The organism is Alitiscatomonas sp., from assembly GCF_037242085.1.
GTDB classification, from domain to species: Bacteria; Bacillota; Clostridia; order Lachnospirales; family Lachnospiraceae; genus Alitiscatomonas; species Alitiscatomonas aceti.
In genome coordinates this window covers 1-19,840 of the sequence record NZ_JAXXBR010000090.1, presented here as the reverse complement: position 1 = coordinate 19,840, position 19,840 = coordinate 1, and the positions used below count along the sequence as shown (strand labels likewise).

Sequence of the window (19,840 nt, the reverse complement as noted above, 5' to 3'; positions counted from 1 at the left end):
TTTTTTGTCTTAGGAATAGTTCCTATATTTGCCAATGATAATTATACACTAACTTATAGAAATTTTATCAATTTAATTTTTTTGTTATAAAAAACAAGAATACCTTTGGGCATTTGTTACAAACTTGCGTTTGGTATGAAACCATGATAAAATAAAGGGGAAATTTTGAAAATAGGGGGATTGCGGTATGTTCTTCGGGGGAAATTTTCAGCTCTGGAAGCTGCACACGGCAGCGGATTATCTGTCGTTCTTTCTGTTCCTTTTGGCGGGGATCGCGGTATTTGTCGTGGCGGCAAAATGCATGAACCGCCGGAGGAACCATGAAACAGCTGTAAATAAAGTAATGAAACGGCTGGGGAAGCTGGGAAAGAAGCCCTCCAGGGTCTATAAAAATGTGACCCTAAAGACAGAGGACGGCGGCCAGAGCCTGGATGGGATCGTTCTGGACCGGGGCGGGATCCGCCTGGTGCGAGCCTACGGGTGGGGGACAAAGATCTACGGAAAGCCCGACGGCGAAATGTGGAGGCGGGAAGACCCGAAACGAAAGGAAGAGTTTAAGAATCCGCTGTTTGAGCTCAATGCGGCTGCGGAGCTCATAAAGAATGCGTTAAAAGACCAGGGGATGGAGAAGATAACGGTAACTCCTCTGGTGGTCTTTGCAGATAATTACCAGATCCCGGAGCTGTATCTGGGATATGGGTCGTGTTCTACCACATATCAGGAATTAAAGGACTGGTATAAGAAGCAGGGGCTCCCAAAAGAGGCTGCGTATGATGTGGAGAAGGCCTCGGCCGCGGTGGAGGGACTTCTGACCGCCGGGACCGGGAACGCGTAATATATAATTTACAGGAGGGGTATTCTATGATAAACGAAAAGAGACTTCTGGACACATTTTTAGAGTACGTCCAGATCGACAGTGAAACAAAGAATGAGAAGGCCATGGGAGAGCGGCTGGTACAGGATCTGAAGGCTCTGGGCTTTGAGGTCCAGACCGACCGGGCAGGAGAGGCCTTTGGCTCCAACGGCTTCAATGTCCATGCATTTTTAGAGGGCACGATCCCGGGAGATCCCACGATCTTCTGCGCCCATATGGATACGGTGGCTCCCGGAAACGGGATCAGGCCTGTGATCAAAGACGGCATTATCGGCACCGATGGCTCCACGATCCTGGCAGGCGATGATAAATCCGGCATTGCGGCCATTATGGAGGCCCTGACTGTTATTAAGGAAAAGGATCTGCCCCACAGAAGCGCAGACATCCTCTTTACCATCGGAGAAGAGGGCGGAATGAACGGCGCGAAAAATATGGATTATTCCATGCTTAAAGGGAAAGAGGCCATGGTTTTCGATGCGGGCGGAGATACGGGAAAGGTCCTGACCTGCGGACCTGGCCAGATCAAGATAAACGCCACCATTACAGGCCGGTCCTCCCATGCGGGCCTGGCTCCGGAAGCCGGGATCAGCGCCATCCAGGCGGCTGCAAAGGGGATCGCGAAAATGAATCTTTTAAGGATCGACGAGGAGACCACCTGCAATATCGGAACCTTAAGATCTGAGTACGCCACCAACATCGTTCCGGAAAAGGCGGTGCTGGTCGCCGAGGTCAGGAGCCGGGACCTGGATAAACTAAACGCCCAGGCTGCCCATATGAAGCAATGCCTGGAGGAGGCCTGCCAGGAGCTGGGCGCATCCCTGGATATCGACCTTTCCACAAATTATGTGAGCTTCCGTGTGGATAATGATGACGAACTGGTGAAGCGGGTGTTTGCAGCCTGCGGGCGGCTGGGGATCCCGGCCTCCACAGAAAAGGGCGGCGGCGGAAGCGACGCCAATGTGATGGCTCTCCATGGGATCAAGCCAGTGGTGCTTTCCACGGGCATGACAAAGGTACATACCACAGAGGAGACTTTGAAGGTGGAAGAGTTAAATAAGTGTGCGGCCCTGGTGCTGGACCTGCTGACCAATTAAAGCAATGCCGCCGGAAGAAGAAAGACAGAGGTTTTGAAAATTGGAACGAAAACTGGAACGAAAACTGGATCTGAGATCCATCAGACGCTCGCCGACGCGGATGCTTCTGGCGGGATATCTTACGGTGATTTTAATAGGAACGGTCCTTCTGATGCTGCCGGTCTCCTCCAGAGAGGGGATCGTGACGCCGGTGACGGACTCGTTTTTTACGGCAGTCTCGGCGGCTTGTGTGACGGGTCTGGTGCGCTTTGATACGTATACCCACTGGTCCCTGTTCGGCCAGATCGTCCTGCTCCTGCTGATCCAGGTGGGGGGACTGGGCTTTATGACGATCCTTTTGTCCGCCCATACCTTTTCGGGCCAGAAGATCGGCCTGTCCTCCCGCATCCTTATGCGGGAGGCGGTGGCAGCGCCCCAGGTAGGAGGCATCGTCCGTATGACCAGGTTCATCCTGAAGGGGACGCTTCTGATCGAGGGCCTGGGGGCGGCGGCCCTGGCTCTTTATTTCTGCCCCCGGCTGGGGCTTTTTAAGGGCCTTTATTATTCGGTATTCCATTCGGTGTCCGCCTTCTGCAACGCAGGATTTGACCTGATGGGTGCAGAAACACCATTTTCTTCGCTGACGGCAGAAGCAGGAAACTGGTATCTGAATTTGGTGATCATGGCACTCATCGTCATTGGCGGCCTTGGATTTTTCGTGTGGCTGGATCTTCTGGATTCCAGGTTCCGGTTTAAAAACCTGAGGCTCCATTCAAAGATCGTGGTGTTTATGACGGCAGTTCTTCTGGCCGGCGGAGCACTGGGGCTGTTCCTTCTGGAACTTACCGGGGAGGCCTATGAGGGCATGAGCCTGGGAGACAGGATCCTGGCGTCCCTGTTCCAGTCGGTGACGGTCCGGACGGCCGGGTTTAATACGGTGGACCTGGCGGCTCTCAGGGAAGGGAGTATTTTCCTTATGATCTGTCTGATGGTGGTGGGCGGCTCCACTGGATCCACAGCCGGAGGAATGAAGACCACTACGGCGGCCGTGCTGGTTTTGAGCATTTTTTCCACATTCCGCCAGAAGAAAAATGTGGAATGCTTTAAGAGGCGGCTGGAGGACGGGATCACCCGGACGGCCTCCTGTATCTTTATGATGTATCTGATCCTGATCATTCTGTCTACGCTGGTGCTATCTGCGGCCGAGGGGATCCCGGTGCTGACGGCCATGTTTGAGACCACATCGGCCATTGCCACGGTGGGCGTGACTCTGGGGATCACGCCGGAGGTGTCCATGGTGTCCAAGCTGGTGCTGGCCTTTCTGATGATCTTTGGAAGAGCCGGTTCCCTGACCATGCTTTTGGCCTTCGCCTCGGACCGGCCTCCGGTGGCATCGAAAAAGCCCCTGGAAAAGATCCAGGTGGGCTGATACAGCATTGTTAATAAGAGGAGGAAATTATGATATCTGTTCTGATCATTGGACTTGGACGGTTTGGCCGTCATATGGCAATTAAATTCCAGGAGCAGGGAAATGATGTGATGGCGGTGGAAAAAGATGAAACCAGGGCGGATGAAATGGCCCCGGTGATCCAGAATATCCAGATCGGAGACGCCACCAACGAGGATTTCCTGCGGTCTCTGGGGGTGGGGAATTACGATGTCTGCGTGGTAGGAATTGGAGAAAGCTTTCAGACGGCCCTGGAGATCACGGTGCATTTAAAGGATCTGGGGGCGAAGTATGTGGTGGCCCGGGCTACCCGGGATATTTATAAAAAGCTCCTTTTAAGGAATGGGGCCGATCATGTGGTCTACGCGGAGCGGGAGGTGGCGGAGCGGCTGGCTGTCCGCTACGGAACAGCCCGGGGAATCTTTGATTATGTGGAGCTGACGCCGGAATACGGGATCTATGAGATCGAGCTGCCTCACGGCTGGGCCGGCCACAGCATCCTGGAGCGCCAGGTGCGGACCCGCCACAATATCAATATCCTGGCCATCCGCCATGGAAGGAACCTGTTCCCCATGCCGGGGCCGGAGCACGTGTTCACAGAGGGAGAGACTCTGATGGTCATGGGCAGCGAGAGGGATATCAAAGCGCTGATGAGGTAAAAGAAAAGAGACACATAAAAAGAGCTCCGGCATAACCGGGGCTCTTTTCACAAATACTAAAAAGGGGGATGTAAGAGTTACTATGTAAGCTGTATGTAAATCCCTGTCTCATGTGGAGACGGGAAGTGTTGTTAGACGACCCCGGAAGCTGGAACGCGCGTTTCTTCGCCTCCGGGCTCTTGTTTTTGTTTTATGGCTTTAGTATACCGGATAATTGTGACGTAAGTATGGAAAAACTATAAAAGGAAAATAAAGAAACTTAACATTTCATTGCGCTTTGTTGAGAATGCGTAAGAACCGGTCCTGGCAAAGGATCGCCGCAGTCCAGCCGAGGATCTTCTTGCCCGCCTGCTGCGGACAAGAAGCGCCGGGCGTCTGCCCTATGGAGATCCGGACAGGAAAATGCGTATAAAAGCAAGCATTTAACGCTTTTTCCCGCCCGGATCCCCGCACGGCTGGACTGTTACAAGAATTTCAGCAAAAGAACCGCTTAGAAATGGACAAAGGCGCAAAAATCGAGTATAATACTCTCATGCGCAAAAATGAAGAAGGAGTGGCTCTGGTGCGTAAGAAAAGCGGATTTGAAAATCTGGTGCTGATCAGCCAGCTGGGACTCAATGTGCTGACCGCCGTGTTTTTATGTGTGGCGGCCGGCGTGTGGGCGGACCGGCAGTTTGGCACCAGCCTTACGCTTCCCCTTCTGATCCTGGGGATCCTGGCCGGCGGCTTAAACGCCTATAAAATGGCCCGGAGGACCATTGAACGGGAGCAGGAGGAGAAAGAGAAGGAAGAGAAAGCACGGGAAGAGAACTGGAAAAAACGGTACGGGACCGGAGACGGGGCCGGCCGGAATAAACGGAAGGGATGGTGACTGTTATGATGAGTGACGAGACAAAAAAACAGGTCATCCTCATGTCCGTAGGTATCGTTCTCCATAACCTGGTGCTTTTTTTAATTTGCCTGATCTGGTTTCGGAGCGCTCCGGTCTTCTTAGGTATCCTTACGGGGATGGCGGCGGCTGAGCTGTGGCTTCTCAGCATGGCTTATTCAACGGAGCTGTGCGCGGCCTCAGCCGATGAAAACTATGCCAGAAAAAAGATGGTGACCCATGCTCTCTTAAGGAGCCTGGCCGTATTTGGAGGGATCGCTCTGGTCTGGAAATTTACGGATATCAATCTTTTATCCCTGGTGGTGGGAATACTGGGATTAAAGACAGGGGCTTATCTTTACCCGGTAGTGCGCAGGATCACAGACCGGAGGACCGGATCCGGCCGGCCTGACGAGAAAGACAGCGTATCATAAAAAGAAAGGAGGGCGAAAGAATGGGTGGTGGCAGTGAAGCGGATTTTATGATACATGGTATCATGAAATACCATCTGTTCGGACAGGAACTGTGGATCACGACGACAACTATGGGGATGACGATCATCACCATTGTACTCCTGATCCTGGCCTTTGCCGCCAACAGAGCCATGAAGCACGCCACAGAGGTTCCTGGCACATTCCAGAACATCCTGGAGCTGGGAGTGGAGATGCTGGAAAAGATGACCCAGGGGATCCTGGGACCATCGGCCAGACGGTTTGCCAATTATATTGGTACGATCTTCCTGTTCATTCTGTTCTGTAACTTAAGCGGGCTTTTTGGCCTGCGGACCGTTACGGCGGACTTTGGCGTGACGTTCTTACTGGGACTGGTCACCTTCGCGATCGTTCAGTACCAGGGAATCAAAAACCATGGAGTCGGTCACTTCACCGGTTTGTTTAAACCGCTTCCGGTGCTGTTCCCGATCAACCTGATCGGTGAATTCGCAAATCCGATCTCCATCTCACTCCGTCTGTTCGCGAACATGCTTTCTGGTGTGATCATTCTGGGCCTGTGGTACGGAATGATGCCGATTTTCGTTAAGATCGGTATACCGGCGGCACTGCATGTATACTGCGACCTGTTTTCAGGCTGTATCCAGACGTATGTATTCTGTATGCTGACCATGGTATACGTAAACGACAAACTGTAATCAAAAAATTTTTATTCAGGAGGTTTTATTTATGAATATTTCTGGACAGGATTTTATTTATGGATGCTCCGCCATCGGTGCTGGACTGGCAATGATCGCCGGTATCGGACCTGGTGTCGGCCAGGGTATTGCCGCCGGTTTCGGCGCGTCTGCTGTGGGACGTAATCCGGGCGCCAAGTCTGACGTTACTTCCACGATGCTTTTAGGTCAGGCCGTTGCCGAGACCACAGGTCTTTACGGTCTGGTAGTCGCCATTATCCTTATGTTCGTTAAGCCTTTCGGTTGATTTTTAAGGCTTCCCAATGAACATAGCAGAAAAGGAGGCGAGACAAAACCGTGGAACGGTTAATCAATTTTGACCCTCAATGGATCAACGATGTGGTGATCACGGGAATCAATATCTTTATCCTGTTCTTTGCGATGTCCTATCTTTTATTCAACCCGGCCCGGGACTACCTGGAGAAGAGGAGAAAGAAGATCGCCGGCGACCTGGAGATGGCAAAGTCCAGCAGGGAAAGCGCCCTGGCGCTCCAGGCTGAGTACGAAGAAAAGCTCCGGTCCATCAATAAAGAGGCGGAAGCCATCATGGACGAGGCCAGAAAGAAGGCAAAGAAGCAGGAGGCTGAGATCCTGGAGGAGGCCAGAGCGGAAGCCGGCCGGATCCTGGACCGGGCCAGCCGGGAGATCGACCTGGAGAAGAAGAAGGCTCTGGAGGATGTGAAGACGGAGATCGTATCCATCGCGTCCTTAATGGCAGGAAAAGCCGTGGCGGCGTCCATGGATGTGAAGCTCCAGGATTCCCTGATCCAGGAGACATTAAAGGAAATGGGTGAGAGCACATGGCAAAGCTAGTGTCAAAGGTTTACGGAGACGCGCTGTTTGAAGAGGCCATGGAAAAGAACGTTCTGTCCCAGTGGTACGAGGAGATCGGTGCCCTGCGGACCATTTTCCTGGAAAATCCGGATCTGGCGCAGTTTCTGAACCATCCGCAGATCATAAAGGAAGAAAAGAAGAAGGTGGTGGAAGCCATTTTCTCTGGAAAGCTTTCGGATGGTCTGCTGGGGTTCCTTGTGACTGTCATTGAAAAAGGCCGTCAGAACGACATGATCCCCATCTGTGATTATTTTACAGACCGGGTAAAGGCATACAAAAAGATCGGCGTGGTGAAAGTCACCAGCGCCCTACCGCTGTCTGAGGACCAGAAAAAGCGTGTGGAGGAAAGACTTCTGGAGACCACAGGCTTTGTGAGCCTGGAGACCGAATATGCTGTGGACGAGTCCCTTTTGGGCGGACTGGTGATCCGTATCGGCGACCGGGTAGTGGACAGCAGCATCAAGACCAGGCTGGAGGAGATCCGCAGGGATCTTATGAAGCTGCAGCTGGCGTAGGATGCGCGCGGCAGGCCGCAGAGGCGGCAGGCTGCAGACCGTAAATAGAAAGAAGGTGCAGACCTCAAATGAATTTAAGACCAGAAGAGATCAGCTCGGTCATTAAAGAGCAGATTGAAAGATATTCGACAAAACTGGAAGTTTCTGACGTGGGAACAGTCATTCAGGTGGCAGACGGCATCGCACGGATCCATGGTCTTGAAAACGCCATGCAGGGAGAGCTCCTGGAGTTCCCGGGAGAGATCTACGGCATGGTTCTGAACCTGGAGGAGGACAACGTGGGTGCGGTTCTCCTGGGCGATACTTCCAGCATCAGCGAGGGCGACACAGTAAAGACCACGGGACGCGTGGTGGAGGTTCCGGTGGGCGATGCCATGTCCGGACGTGTTGTGAATGCCCTGGGACAGCCCATCGACGGCAAGGGCCCGATCCATACGGACCGGTTCCGTAAGATCGAGCGTGTTGCCCACGGCGTAATTGAGAGAAAGTCCGTGGATACCCCGCTGCAGACCGGAATCAAGGCCATCGATGCCATGATCCCCATCGGCCGGGGCCAGCGAGAGCTGATCATCGGTGACCGTCAGACCGGTAAGACGGCCATCGCCATCGATACCATCATCAATCAGAAGGGCACCGGCGTCCGCTGTATCTATGTGGCCATCGGCCAGAAGGCCTCCACAGTGGCTTCCATCGTAAAGACCCTGGAGGAGTTCGGCGCCATGGACTACACCACCCTGGTGGTTTCCACAGCCTCGGACCTGGCTCCCTTACAGTATATCGCCCCCTATGCGGGCTGTGCCATCGGCGAGGAGTGGATGGAGAACGGAGAGGACGTGCTGGTGGTCTATGATGACCTCAGTAAGCATGCAGCCGCTTACCGTACCCTGTCCCTGCTTTTAAAGAGACCGCCGGGACGTGAGGCGTATCCGGGCGACGTTTTCTACCTGCATTCCAGGCTTTTAGAGAGAGCGTCCAGGCTGTCCGACGACCTGGGAGGCGGCTCCTTAACGGCCCTTCCCATCATCGAGACCCAGGCAGGCGACGTTTCCGCCTATATCCCCACCAACGTGATCTCCATCACCGACGGCCAGATCTATCTGGAAACGGAGATGTTCAACTCCGGCTTCCGTCCGGCCATCAACGCCGGTCTTTCCGTATCCCGTGTAGGCGGTGCGGCCCAGATCAAGGCCATTAAAAAGATCGCGGCTCCCATCCGTGTGGAGCTGGCCCAGTACAGGGAGTTAGCTTCCTTTGCCCAGTTCGGCTCTGAGCTGGACGCCAGCACCAAGGAGCAGCTTGCCCAGGGCGAGAGGATCCGTGAAGTATTAAAGCAGCCCCAGTACCAGCCCATGCCGGTGGAATACCAGGTCATCATCATCTACGCGGCTACGAAGAAATATCTTCTGGACATTCCCACCAGCCAGGTCCTGGCGTTCGAAAAGGAGCTGTTCCAGTATATCGACACAAAATATCCGGAGATCCCGAAGAGCATCCGGGAAACAAAGGAAATGAAGCCGGAGACCGAAGAGCTTCTTAAAAAGGCCATTGAAGAGTGCAAGGCAGCAAGATAAGGCAGGTGACAGAGCATGGCAACCATGAGAGACATTAAACGCAGGAAATCCAGTATCGAGAGTACGGAGCAGATCACCAAAGCCATGAAACTTGTCGCCACCGTCAAGCTCCAGAAGTCCAGGGCCCGGGCGGAGAATTCCAGGCTGTATTTCAATATGATGTACAGCATGATCCAGGAAATGCTCTTAAAATCCCAGGGGATCAGCCACAGATACTTAAAACCGGGAACATCCCCCAAAAAGGCGGTGGTGGTCATCACCTCCAACCGGGGATTGGCAGGCGGCTACAATGCCAACGTGGTGCGCCTGGTGACCGGCAGCGGCCTTAAGCCGGAGGATGTGAGGATCTTTGCTGTGGGGCGGAAGGGACGTGACGCGCTGGCCAGAAAGGGCTATGAGATCGCGGCGGATCATTCGGATGTGATCAATGAGCCCCTGTATTCCGATGCCATGGAGATCACAAGAGAGCTGCTGTCTCTTTTTGAAAAACAGGAGATCGGCGAGATCTATCTGGCTTATACGTCGTTTAAGAATACGGTGAGCCAGATCCCGCGGTTCATGAAGCTCCTTCCAGTGGATACGGAGGCGGCGGAGCTCAAGGGCGATGCAGGGGGAGAGGGCCTAAAGCCGGATCTCCTTCTTATGAACTATGAGCCCGACGAGACGGAGGTGCTGGACGCGATCATTCCCAAATACGTCAGCAGCCTGATCTACGGCGCATTTTTAGAGGCGGTGGCCAGTGAGAACGGGGCCCGTATGACGGCCATGGATTCGGCCACCAACAACGCCGAGGAGATGATCGAAAAGCTGTCTCTGCAGTATAACCGTGCAAGACAGGGCTCCATTACCCAGGAGCTGACGGAGATCATCGCCGGAGCGAATGCGATCGAAGGGTAAAATTAAAATCAAAACAAGGAGAAAGAGGATGGCAGAGAAAAGCATTGGTAAGATCACTCAGGTCATCAGTGCCGTTCTGGATATTAAGTTTCCCCAGGGCGGACTTCCTGAGATCAATGACGCCATTGAGATCACCAGGAAGGACGGGGACACTCTTGTGGTGGAGGTCGCCCAGCATCTTGGTGACGATACGGTAAGATGTATCGCTCTGGGTCCCACAGACGGCCTTGTCCGCGGTATGGAAGCCGTGGCCACCGGAGGACCGATCATGGTCCCTGTGGGAGAGAATACGCTGGGACGTATTTTCAACGTACTGGGCGAGCCCATCGACAATAAAGAGAAGCCGCAGACAGAAAAGAAGCTTCCGATCCACAGAAAGGCCCCCAGCTTTGAGGACCAGTCCACGGAGACGGAGATCTTAGAGACCGGCATCAAGGTCGTGGATCTGTTATGCCCCTACCAGAAGGGCGGAAAGATCGGTCTGTTCGGCGGCGCAGGCGTTGGAAAGACGGTTCTGATCCAGGAGCTGATCCGGAACATCGCCACGGAGCACGGCGGCTATTCTGTATTTACCGGAGTAGGTGAGCGTACCCGTGAAGGAAACGACCTGTATTATGAGATGCAGGAGTCCGGCGTTATCAATAAGACCACCATGGTATTCGGACAGATGAACGAGCCGCCGGGAGCGCGTATGCGTGTGGGCCTTACAGGCCTTACCATGGCGGAGTATTTCCGTGATGAAGGCGGAAAGGACGTACTTTTATTCATTGACAATATCTTCCGTTTCAGCCAGGCAGGCTCCGAGGTGTCCGCGCTGTTGGGCCGTATGCCGTCAGCCGTTGGATACCAGCCGACCTTACAGACGGAGATGGGCGCGCTCCAGGAGCGGATCACTTCCACAAAGAGCGGCTCCATCACCTCCGTACAGGCGGTCTACGTTCCGGCCGACGACTTAACGGACCCGGCTCCGGCCAATACCTTCACCCACCTGGATGCAACGACTGTTTTAAGCCGTTCCATCGTGGAGCTGGGTATTTATCCGGCGGTGGATCCCTTAGAGTCCACCTCCCGTATCCTGGACCCGCGTATCGTGGGCGAGGAGCATTACCGGGTGGCCCGGGGCGTTCAGGAGGTACTCCAGAGATATAAGGAGCTCCAGGATATCATCGCCATGCTGGGTATGGACGAGCTTTCCGAGGAGGATAAGCTGACCGTATCCAGAGCGAGAAAGATCCAGAGATTCCTGTCCCAGCCGTTCTTCGTTGCTGGACAGTTTACTGGCCTGGAGGGCCGCTACGTGCCGCTTTCCGAGACCATCCAGGGCTTCAAGGAGATCCTGGAAGGAAAGCACGACGATATTCCGGAGAACCTGTTCCTGAACGCAGGAAATATGGATGACGTTCTTGCCCGCGTGAAATAGGGGGTGGGAACATGGCGGAAACGATGAAGCTTCAGGTGATCACGCCTGATAAGGAGTTCTTCCACGGGGATGTGTCCATGGTGGAGCTGAATACCGCAGACGGCGAGCTGGGCGTTTACCCCCAGCATATCCCGCTGACCACAGCGGCGGCGCCGGGCGTTTTAAAGATCCATCAGGACGGCCAGGTGAAAAAGGCGGCGCTCCTTTCCGGCTTTCTTCAGATCCTTCCGGAGAAGATGACCATCTTAGCGGAGGTCTGTGAATGGCCGGAGGAGATCGATGGGGCCAGGGCCAATGAAGCCAGGATCCGTGCCGAAAGGCGGCTTGCGGAGCACAGTCCGGAGACGGATATCGCCAGGGCCGAGGCGGCGCTTAGGCGTGCGCTGGTGCGGCTCTCGCTGGTGGAGGAGCACTAAGAATACGTTCTCCTATCCTGGCCAGGGCGCATTAATCTTTTTGTAAGACGAAATGCACCGCTGGCGGGAAGCGGATGAGCAGATTGTAAAAATAGCCTGGAGAGACGGCAAATTGGAAACAAAGGCCGTTTTTCCAGGCTTTTTTGTGCATTGGACGGGGAGATTGCGTTGTGGAGGCAGATGCAAAATCAAACATCCGATAAATCTGTTTATGTCAAGAGCCATACAGCACATATGGATTTTACAGTATAAACGGCACTTATTTCAGCAGATTCGCCTGCCGCGCCCTTGAAAAAGCTATGAAAAATGGCTATAATACTTACAGGATGCAAGAAAACTCAAGAGAATCTGGTGCCTGATATAAACAGATTTATGTCCTTCAGTGCCGTACTCCCCTGGTTCTTGCTCCCCAAATATATAAGGAGGAATGCAATATGAGAAAGTGCAAGCGGATCGTGTCGGCGATGCTGGCGGTTTCTATGGTAATGGGCATGACGGCCTTCCCGGCGCTGGCGGAACCCTTGGGAATCCAGGGCGAGAGCCGTGTGGAAACTGGAATCACGGTGGTGCCCCATACCTATGACAACGCTGCGATAACCTCGTACTATGCCAATGGAAATCCAGTGACCGTAGAAGAGTACGAAGGCAGCACCTATGTCCATCTGGACAGCCATCCGGCCTATGATAATACCTGGGTCAAGGTGGAAGGAAAGGATAAGGACAAGTATACTGCCATCGTCGGCGGCGGGATAGAAGGAAATCTGCCGTCCACCCAGATTACGATGAAAAGCGGAGCTGTCACATATTTGATCGGCTCTTCCAGCGGAGAGAAAGCAGCGGGAAAGACGTATGATGTGGAGGATGCCCGGATCACCGTGGAGGGCGGCAGTGTAGATATCATTTATGCCAACCGTTCGATATCCAGCGGAAACGGCGCGTTCTCCAAGGCCAGTGAACAGCATATCGGAACGGGAACAGTCACCGTTAAAAATAATGCTGTTGTTGGAAATGTTTTCGGGTGCTTTGGCTATACATCCATAGATGATCTGACCATCAATATTGAAGGTAATGCGACCGTAAGGAAATCGGTTATGCCTGGCGCAACGAACGGCACTCTTGCCAAGGGAACGCTGAATGTAAACGGCCCGGGCGTGACCATTGGAGAGGTGGCCGGATGCCAGCGTACTCTGATCGAAAGCCTGGATATGAATTTCATTGAGGGCGAGGTCAAGGGCGTGATTTCTGCTGGCTCCCAGTATAACCAGACGGAAGCGGAGGGAATTTCCCAATGGGGATTTGGCGATATCAACTACGGAATCGTAAAAGATGCGGATCTCTATCTGGGAGAAAACTTTAAGTATCGCGCTGTTTTCGGCGGGTTCCAGTCGATCCAGGAGCATGTAAAAGAATTTTACAGCCGGTTTGCTGGTTCAACAGAAAACCAGAAAGACATCCTTGCTTCTTACGGATTTAAGGAAGACGGAAATCTGGATACGGTCATCCGTATCACGGCAGCATCGAAGGGTACGCCCAGCGAAGATGGAAAATATCCGTACTATACGGCGAATAGGACCGGCGTTCAGTATAAAGGCGTTGTTCCGGATCTTCTTGCGGAACCGGTTCCCGGCGTGACGGTAACCTCCGCACCGGCTTCTGTAACAGCGGATACGGAAAATGTAAAGCTGGAAGTGAATGGGGAGAAGGAGGTCGGGGCAGAAGTAAAACTCCTGGTTCCCATGGCTTCTCCGTCCAATGCCATCCAGTGGGAGAGTGATAATGAATCTGTGGTTTCGGTGGAAGCCTCCAGTGAGGACGGGACCCGGGCGGTTCTGACTGGCAATGACATTGGTGCGGCGGCTGTGACCGCTTCCTATACGGAAACCATCAATGGAAAAGAATATACCGTATCAGATACGGTCCATGTGAGTGTTGGCGGAGATTTCCTTGTGACTGCAACTCCTGAGACGGCAAAGATCGGCGATATCATTTCCTTTACCGCTTCGGCAAAGAAGGCGGCGAAAACGTCTGGAATGGTTACCGCCACAGCCAGCGACGCAGCATACACATGGACGATCGACGACGGCTCTGTGGCTGAGATCGAGACCTCTGAGCCGAGGAAAATGACGGCAAAAGCTGTGGGCGCAGGAAATGCCACAGCATCGGTCCGGTTTGAGGACGAGGATTCTGACAACCGCGCAGAGGGCAGCACGTCCTTTACCGTAGAAGCGCCGGAGGTTTCTCTGGCAGTGCCGGAAACGGTGACTCTTGGCCAGACCTTCCAGGCAGAGACAAAGGTTTCCAACTATACTGGAAAGGATCCAGAAGTTTTGGAAATTATTGTACATACGGATTTTGATGCAGAGACTATGGTACCCACCGGAAATGTGGACGAGTATGCGGCCATCGATGTACCGGCAGCGGACGCAGAAGGCCAGATCTATGCCGTTCTTTCCTATCCGGCGGCCAATGGAGAAACAAAAGAAACAACACTATCCAGAAAGATTGCTGTAACAATTCCCCAGGTGGAAACGGAAACGGTTTATCTGGATACGAAGGATAAGAAGGAAGCTAATATTGATCTTCCAGTTTTTGTAAGGAACGTATTAAAACATGGCGGCTCTGTGGAAGTGAAAGAGGAAGACGGAGCGGTCGTAAAGGCAGAAATGGACGAAGCAGCGGCTAAGATCCGGCTGTCTGCGGCAGATAGCGGAAATACAGTAGTCCGCGTGGCCCTTCCCAGCGGAACGGTCCTGGCCTCGTATCCGGTCATCGTCTTTGACGCTTCTGAGGAAGCCAGCGCAGAGGACGGAGGCGCCAGTGTTGATATGAGCGAACTGACCGTGGAGACACCGAAGCTTCCTGAAGAGGTTTCCGGTGTTGTTTCCGAAGAACAGTTTGCACAGAAGGTGGAGGAGGCTGACCAGTCTGTGATGGATCTGGATAAAAACCAGGCGGTTGTGGGCAATAAGAATGCAGTTCATGACCTGGCTGCGGCAGTAAAGGGCAATGGTCTGCTGGAAGAGGGCGAGCATGCCCGGATCTCTCTGTCACAGACACCCAAGAGCATATCCTATGAAACGATCGTGGAAAAGGATGCGGCCGGAAATGTGACAGGCGTGAAGGTGCTTCCCAAGACCATGGTATTCGAGGTGAACGCCAGCAAAGTCCTTCTGGACGAGAATGGCCAGGTGATCTCTGGAACCCAGGAAGAACTGGATCTTTCTTCCGATAAGCTGGCGAGACGGCTTTCCTTTAGGTTCCGGCTTCCGGTACCGTCTTTGGTGGAGGACCAGTATGCCAATGTGGAGCATGAAGGAGAAAGCATCGGCCAGTATACGATCGAGAATGAAAATGGATATAAGTTCATCACGATCAGCACCTGGCATTTAAGCGAGTTTAAGCTGACGTTTACCAACGAAAAGGAAAAAACATCCTCTGGCGGCAGTTCTGGTTCCTCCTATGGCCGCGGCCGGTGGTATCTGGAGGACAAGGCAGCGAATAAGACTGGCGAGTGGGTGAAGAATGACACTGGCTGGTGGTTCCGTTATAATGATGGAACGTGGCCGGCTTCCAGATGGGCGGAGCTAGTATGGAACGGCGTTTCCAGCTGGTACTATTTCAATGCCGACGGCTATATGGAGACAGGGTGGCTGAACGAAGGCGGACATTGGTATTATCTGCATCCGTATTCCGATGGAACCCAGGGCTATATGTATACCGGATGGCATGAGATCGGCGGCAAGTGGTATTTCTTCAATACCATAAGCGGCGGTCCGTTGGGATCCATGGCAGCTGGGACCACAACTACGGATGGATATACAGTGGGCGCAGATGGCGCATGGATCAGGTAAAGGAGATCCTTTGGAAACCAGAACATGAGAATGGGATGGAAGAATGGAGATGCGGAGAAATCTGCATCTCCGTTTTTTATATCACCAGGAAAGTTCGCCCTATGATATAAAAAATGCTCCGCTAAATAAAAAGCAAGACATATATTTACAAGAAAATCGAAATAAAATATATTATAGATAGATAAAGAAAAAGCGAAAAAGAAAGCAATTCAGTCAGGAAGGAGTGGATCTGAATGAAAAAAGAATATCACCATGAAACTTTCTGGACCAGGTTTTTGACAGCCGCGTTAGTCGTGTACCTGCTCCGGGTGCTCTTGATAGCCGGGGAGGGAAAAGGAGAGCCGGAGGTATCCGTAGGAAGATTTTCAGTGGATGCTGCGTTTTCAGAAACAAAGGAATTTCTTCCGCCCTCGTATCTGGAGGCGGCCAGAGATCCGGAATTTAAAGAGTCGTTGATCTGTCTGGGATACCAGGAGCTGGGAGCGCAGACCGGGACATACAGGTACTGGTTCCAGTATGCCGGTGAGAGAGCGCCGGAGGTCATTTATGTGAAGCGGCCGCCGGTATACGTTCTCCGGGAAATGGAGCCGGTTTCCGCAGAGCTTTCAGATGAACTTCCGGTGCAGATGGAATATGGAGACGGCACAGGCTGGTTTGACGTGACAGAGGTATCCTGTGTCCAGTCCGGGGAAGGCGCTTATGAGATCCGGATCAAGGCCCATATGCTGCGGGATGCGTACCCGGGGACGGTGACACTGGCTCTTGGAGATGCAGTCCTGGAGCGGAAGCCGGAGAGCTCTGAGGATGAGCGGTACGCGGCGGCCCTGTTCGGCCGGGACCATGGGTATTCCTCGGACACGTTTGTATTTGTGTATGAGATGAAGAACGGGAGTACCTATGAAACAGTAACAGAACGGCTGAGAACGGCAGTGCTGTCTGCCGGGAATCCCTATGAGAAGCAGGAAGAGGCAGAATTGGAGATGGAGGCACAGGGAGGCATCCAGGTCCATCTGGTCCCGGCGGCGTAGAGGCGCTGTGTGCCAGCAGGGGATTTTCCAGCTCATGCTTCTGGTGCCGCTCCGGCGAGGAAATGCAGTCATACCTGCTGGATCATCTGGCATTTGGCAGTTCGGGAAGTAATGAACTGGACTATGTATAAAAAGTGTCCGGGATTTTTTGAGCAAAAATCCCCTAAAACAGGAAAATTTGGGTACCAGATGCAAAAAAAATCCCCAGTGCCCAAAAATTGGTGAAATTTTGGGTACTGGAGAAAAAAGTCCTGGATCCTGCCCAAACGGGCCGGGCCCAGATGGAATTTCAATGTCGGCAGGAACAGCTTTCGGTTTACTGATCGTTGGTCAGCTTCAGCTTATCAAACACGTAGAATACCAGGCTAAGGATCATTCCGGTTACGCAGGCCAGCACCATACCGGTGAGCTGGACGTTTCCAAAGTTCACCTTAATGCCGGAGAGGCCGGTAACGAAGATCACGGCAGTCAGGGCCTGGTTCCGGTTCTTGCCGTAGTCCACCTGGGAATCCACCAGGATCCGCAGGCCGGAGGTGCCGATCATTCCATAAAGCAGGAAGGAGATCCCGCCGATGACCGGGCCGGGGATGGTCTGGATCAGGGCCGACAGCTTTCCGATGAAGGAGCAGATGATGGAAAACACGGCCGCGCCGGCGATGACCTGGACGCTGTATACCTTGGTAACGGCCATAACGCCGATGTTCTCCCCATAGGTGGTGGTGGGAACGGAGCCGATGAGACCGGACAGCATGGTGGAGAAATTATCTCCGAACAGACTGCGGTGGAGTCCCGGTTCCTTTAGGAGATCGCGGTTTACGATCTTGCTGGTGACCACCTGGTGCCCGATGTGCTCGGAGGTGATGACCAGGATCACCGGAAGGATGATCAGGATGGCCTGGAGATCAAACTTTGGAGCAGAAAAGTTTGGCAGGGCAAAGATCGGAGCGGTCATGACAGCGGAAAAGTCCAGGATCCCGGTAATGGCCGCAGCCACGTATCCGGCGATCACGGCGATCAGGATCGGGATCACAGAGAGGAAGCCGCGGAACAGGACGGAGCCGAATACGGCAAAGCCCAGGGTCACGAAAAATACGATGGCATTCCGGGGATCGATGACTTCATCCAGAAGGCCGGCGTTGCTGGCGGCGCTGCCGGAGAGCTCCAGGCCGATGAGAGCCACCACAGGGCCCATGGCGGCGGGGGGAAGGACGATGTCGATCCATTTATACCCCACTTTATAAATGATGAACGCCAGGATACAGCCGGCAAACCCCACGGCCACGAAGCCGCCCAGGGCGTATTCATAGCCCCAGTTGGCAATGACGATGCCGGCAGGAGCCAGAAAGGCGAAGCTGGAGCCCAGATAGGCCGGAGCCTTTCCCTTGGTGACCAGAATGAAAAGCAGAGTGCCCAGCCCGTTCATGAAAAGAACGACGGCCGGGTTGATCCCGAACAGGAAGGGGACCAGCACTGACGCGCCGAACATGGCGAACATGTGCTGGATGCTTAAGGGGATCAGAAGCCGGAAGGGGACCTTGTCCTCCACCTGGATGATCGTGTGGTTTTCCATACGAAACCTCCTAAATATAATTTTTGAGAAAATCATGAAATTTCGTGTTTCATTTTAGCATAAGAAGGCGTTTTGTCAAATAGAAAAATCAGAGGAACAGAAGGAACTGCTGCCGGATACTGTAAAAAATCTCACAGCCAGGTTGACAAAATGGCAGGACCCCTATGATAATAGCTATATAATTAGAAAAAGGATGTTCCGGGACCGGCAGAGGGAGCAGCGTTCTGCCGGATCTCCGCGAAAAGGGAACTGGACAATGGTCGCTCTGAGAATGAACGGCGGTGAAGAAAAGGAGGAGAAGGCAATGGAATTTACGGGAAAACAGATCCAGGAGGCCAGGGAACGGATCGCTCCGTTTGTGGATGAGACTCCGCTTCTGAGGCTTAAGGCACTGGATGCATACCTGGGCTGCCAGGTATATGTCAAGGCAGAGTGTATGCAGAAGACCGGGGCATTTAAGTTCCGGGGGGCCATGAACCGGATCCTGACGCTGACAGAGGAGGAGCTTTCTCGGGGGATCGTGGCGGCATCTTCGGGGAACCACGGACGGGCCATCGCTTATGGAGCCAGAATGAAGGGGGCCAGGGCGGTGATCGTAATGCCGCGGACGGCTCCGGAGGCTAAGAAAAAAGCTATTATGGAGCTGGGGGCCGAGGTGGTGCTCTGCGAAGCACCGGAGCGGTTTGAGGTGGCGGAGCGGATCTGTATGGAGAGGGGCAGCACCATGATCCCGCCCTATGACGATTACGATGTGATGGCAGGCCAGGGGACTCTGGGCCTGGAACTGATGGAACAGTGTCCGGAGCTTTCCACAGTCATCGTCCCGGCCAGCGGCGGCGGACTCATCGGCGGCGTTTCTGCGGCGGTGAAATCCGTGTCGGATCATACAAAGGTATACGGGGCAGAGCCGTCGGCCCTTCCGCGGTATACGGAGAGCCTGAAGGCCGGGGAACCGGTGCTGGTGCCCATGAAGAAGTCCCTGGCTGATGCCCTGGTGTCCCAGCGGCCGGGCCTTAAAAATTTCCCGGTGGTGAAGGCGTATGTGGACGGCTTCGCATCGGTGGATGATCCGTTCATGCTGAAGGGTATGAAGCTGCTCCTGATGGAGGGGAAGGTCCTGGCGGAGCCGTCGGCCTGTATCGGGATCGGTGCCGTTTTAGAGGGGCGGATCCCGGTGGGAAAAGAGGATAAGGTCTGTTTTGTGATCTCGGGCGGGAATCTGGGATTTGAACAGCTGGAGATCCTAAAGGACGCAGCCCAGTTCGCTTAACATCTGAAGATCCGCAGCCGTGGAGATGCCGGAGGTGGTCAGCATATCGCCGGAGATGGCGGCATTGGCGCCGGAAAGGAAACAGCTCCGCCCTTTGTCGGGAAGGAGGCCCCGTCCTCCAGCCAGGCGGATGAAGGCATCTGGAAGAAGGAAGCGGAATACGGCCACGATCCGGCGCATCTGGTCTCCGGTCAGCGGGGCCAGGTGTCCCAAGGGCGTCCCGGGAATGGGGTTCAGCATGTTGACGGGAACCGAGCGGATCCCCAGCTCCCGCAGCGAGAGCGCCATGTCCACCTGGTCCTCTGGGGTCTCGCCCATGCCCACGATCCCGCCGCTGCACACTGTAAGCCCGGCGGCCTGG

The 19,840-nt window shown here is 53.8% G+C and carries 18 protein-coding genes and 1 pseudogene; 17 read left to right on the top strand and 2 right to left on the bottom strand.

From position 1 onward, the window contains the following. The first annotated feature begins 187 nt into the window (after positions 1 to 187). From WIH05_RS09350 to WIH05_RS09275, 16 genes are all read left to right on the top strand, one after another. Complete coding sequence (locus tag WIH05_RS09350) at positions 188 to 835, top strand: nuclease-related domain-containing protein (RefSeq protein ID WP_022272891.1); 648 nt, start codon at positions 188 to 190, stop codon at positions 833 to 835. A 26-nt stretch (positions 836 to 861) separates the two neighbouring features. Continuing rightward, positions 862 to 1,968 carry a M20/M25/M40 family metallo-hydrolase gene (locus WIH05_RS09345; protein ID WP_337425294.1) on the top strand — a complete coding sequence of 369 codons (1,107 nt, stop codon included), beginning with the start codon at positions 862 to 864 and terminating at the stop codon, positions 1,966 to 1,968. A 40-nt stretch (positions 1,969 to 2,008) separates the two neighbouring features. Further along, on the top strand, positions 2,009 to 3,376 hold the full coding sequence (locus WIH05_RS09340) for a potassium transporter TrkG (protein ID WP_252207782.1): 1,368 nt from the start codon (positions 2,009 to 2,011) through the stop codon (positions 3,374 to 3,376). 29 nt (positions 3,377 to 3,405) lie between these two features. Further along, positions 3,406 to 4,053: a TrkA family potassium uptake protein gene (locus tag WIH05_RS09335; RefSeq protein WP_337425293.1), complete on the top strand. Its 648-nt coding sequence runs from the start codon at positions 3,406 to 3,408 to the stop codon at positions 4,051 to 4,053. Between the two features lie 562 nt (positions 4,054 to 4,615). After that, on the top strand, positions 4,616 to 4,924 hold the full coding sequence (locus WIH05_RS09330) for an AtpZ/AtpI family protein (RefSeq protein ID WP_215654789.1): 309 nt from the start codon (positions 4,616 to 4,618) through the stop codon (positions 4,922 to 4,924). 5 nt (positions 4,925 to 4,929) lie between these two features. Further along, positions 4,930 to 5,355: an ATP synthase subunit I gene (locus tag WIH05_RS09325; protein WP_022272886.1), complete on the top strand. Its 426-nt coding sequence runs from the start codon at positions 4,930 to 4,932 to the stop codon at positions 5,353 to 5,355. 20 nt (positions 5,356 to 5,375) lie between these two features. Then, on the top strand, positions 5,376 to 6,068 hold the full coding sequence (gene atpB, locus WIH05_RS09320; RefSeq protein WP_337425292.1) for a F0F1 ATP synthase subunit A: 693 nt from the start codon (positions 5,376 to 5,378) through the stop codon (positions 6,066 to 6,068). Between the two features lie 31 nt (positions 6,069 to 6,099). Further along, a complete protein-coding gene (gene atpE / locus WIH05_RS09315) occupies positions 6,100 to 6,354 on the top strand; it encodes an ATP synthase F0 subunit C (RefSeq protein WP_022272884.1) in 255 nt (84 codons plus the stop codon). Between the two features lie 50 nt (positions 6,355 to 6,404). After that, the gene (gene atpF / locus WIH05_RS09310; protein WP_022272883.1) at positions 6,405 to 6,920 is read left to right on the top strand and encodes a F0F1 ATP synthase subunit B; all 516 of its coding nucleotides are present in this window, start codon (positions 6,405 to 6,407) and stop codon (positions 6,918 to 6,920) included. After that, complete coding sequence (gene atpH, locus WIH05_RS09305; protein ID WP_022272882.1) at positions 6,908 to 7,456, top strand: ATP synthase F1 subunit delta; 549 nt, start codon at positions 6,908 to 6,910, stop codon at positions 7,454 to 7,456. Before atpF ends, atpH begins: the two co-directional genes overlap by 13 nt. Positions 7,457 to 7,524: 68 nt before the next feature. Further along, a complete protein-coding gene (atpA, locus tag WIH05_RS09300; RefSeq protein WP_022272881.1) occupies positions 7,525 to 9,027 on the top strand; it encodes a F0F1 ATP synthase subunit alpha in 1,503 nt (500 codons plus the stop codon). Between the two features lie 15 nt (positions 9,028 to 9,042). Next, positions 9,043 to 9,924 (top strand): ATP synthase F1 subunit gamma, encoded by an 882-nt coding sequence (atpG, locus tag WIH05_RS09295; protein WP_022272880.1) that lies wholly within the window; start codon positions 9,043 to 9,045, stop codon positions 9,922 to 9,924. 28 nt (positions 9,925 to 9,952) lie between these two features. Beyond that, positions 9,953 to 11,344 carry a F0F1 ATP synthase subunit beta gene (atpD, locus tag WIH05_RS09290; RefSeq protein ID WP_022272879.1) on the top strand — a complete coding sequence of 464 codons (1,392 nt, stop codon included), beginning with the start codon at positions 9,953 to 9,955 and terminating at the stop codon, positions 11,342 to 11,344. 11 nt (positions 11,345 to 11,355) lie between these two features. Further along, positions 11,356 to 11,760, top strand: a complete 405-nt coding sequence (atpC, locus tag WIH05_RS09285) for an ATP synthase F1 subunit epsilon (RefSeq protein WP_022272878.1) — start codon at positions 11,356 to 11,358, stop codon at positions 11,758 to 11,760. 434 nt (positions 11,761 to 12,194) lie between these two features. After that, a complete protein-coding gene (locus WIH05_RS09280; RefSeq protein WP_337425291.1) occupies positions 12,195 to 15,611 on the top strand; it encodes a hypothetical protein in 3,417 nt (1,138 codons plus the stop codon). A 233-nt stretch (positions 15,612 to 15,844) separates the two neighbouring features. Further along, on the top strand, positions 15,845 to 16,639 hold the full coding sequence (locus tag WIH05_RS09275; protein ID WP_337425290.1) for a hypothetical protein: 795 nt from the start codon (positions 15,845 to 15,847) through the stop codon (positions 16,637 to 16,639). 316 nt (positions 16,640 to 16,955) lie between these two features. Here WIH05_RS09275 and uraA read toward each other — a convergent pair whose 3' ends face one another. Then, positions 16,956 to 18,209: a uracil permease gene (uraA, locus tag WIH05_RS09270; protein WP_022272875.1), complete on the bottom strand. Its 1,254-nt coding sequence runs from the start codon at positions 18,207 to 18,209 to the stop codon at positions 16,956 to 16,958. 256 nt (positions 18,210 to 18,465) lie between these two features. Between uraA and WIH05_RS09265 the strand changes: the two genes are divergently transcribed. Beyond that, entirely contained in the window at positions 18,466 to 19,479 is a 1,014-nt protein-coding gene (locus WIH05_RS09265) for a threonine/serine dehydratase (RefSeq protein WP_337425289.1), read from the top strand. Here WIH05_RS09265 and WIH05_RS09260 read toward each other — a convergent pair. Further along, positions 19,453 to 19,840: pseudogene (locus tag WIH05_RS09260) on the bottom strand (biotin synthase BioB); the annotation flags it as partial. The gene WIH05_RS09265 and the pseudogene WIH05_RS09260 sit on opposite strands and share 27 nt — an antisense overlap.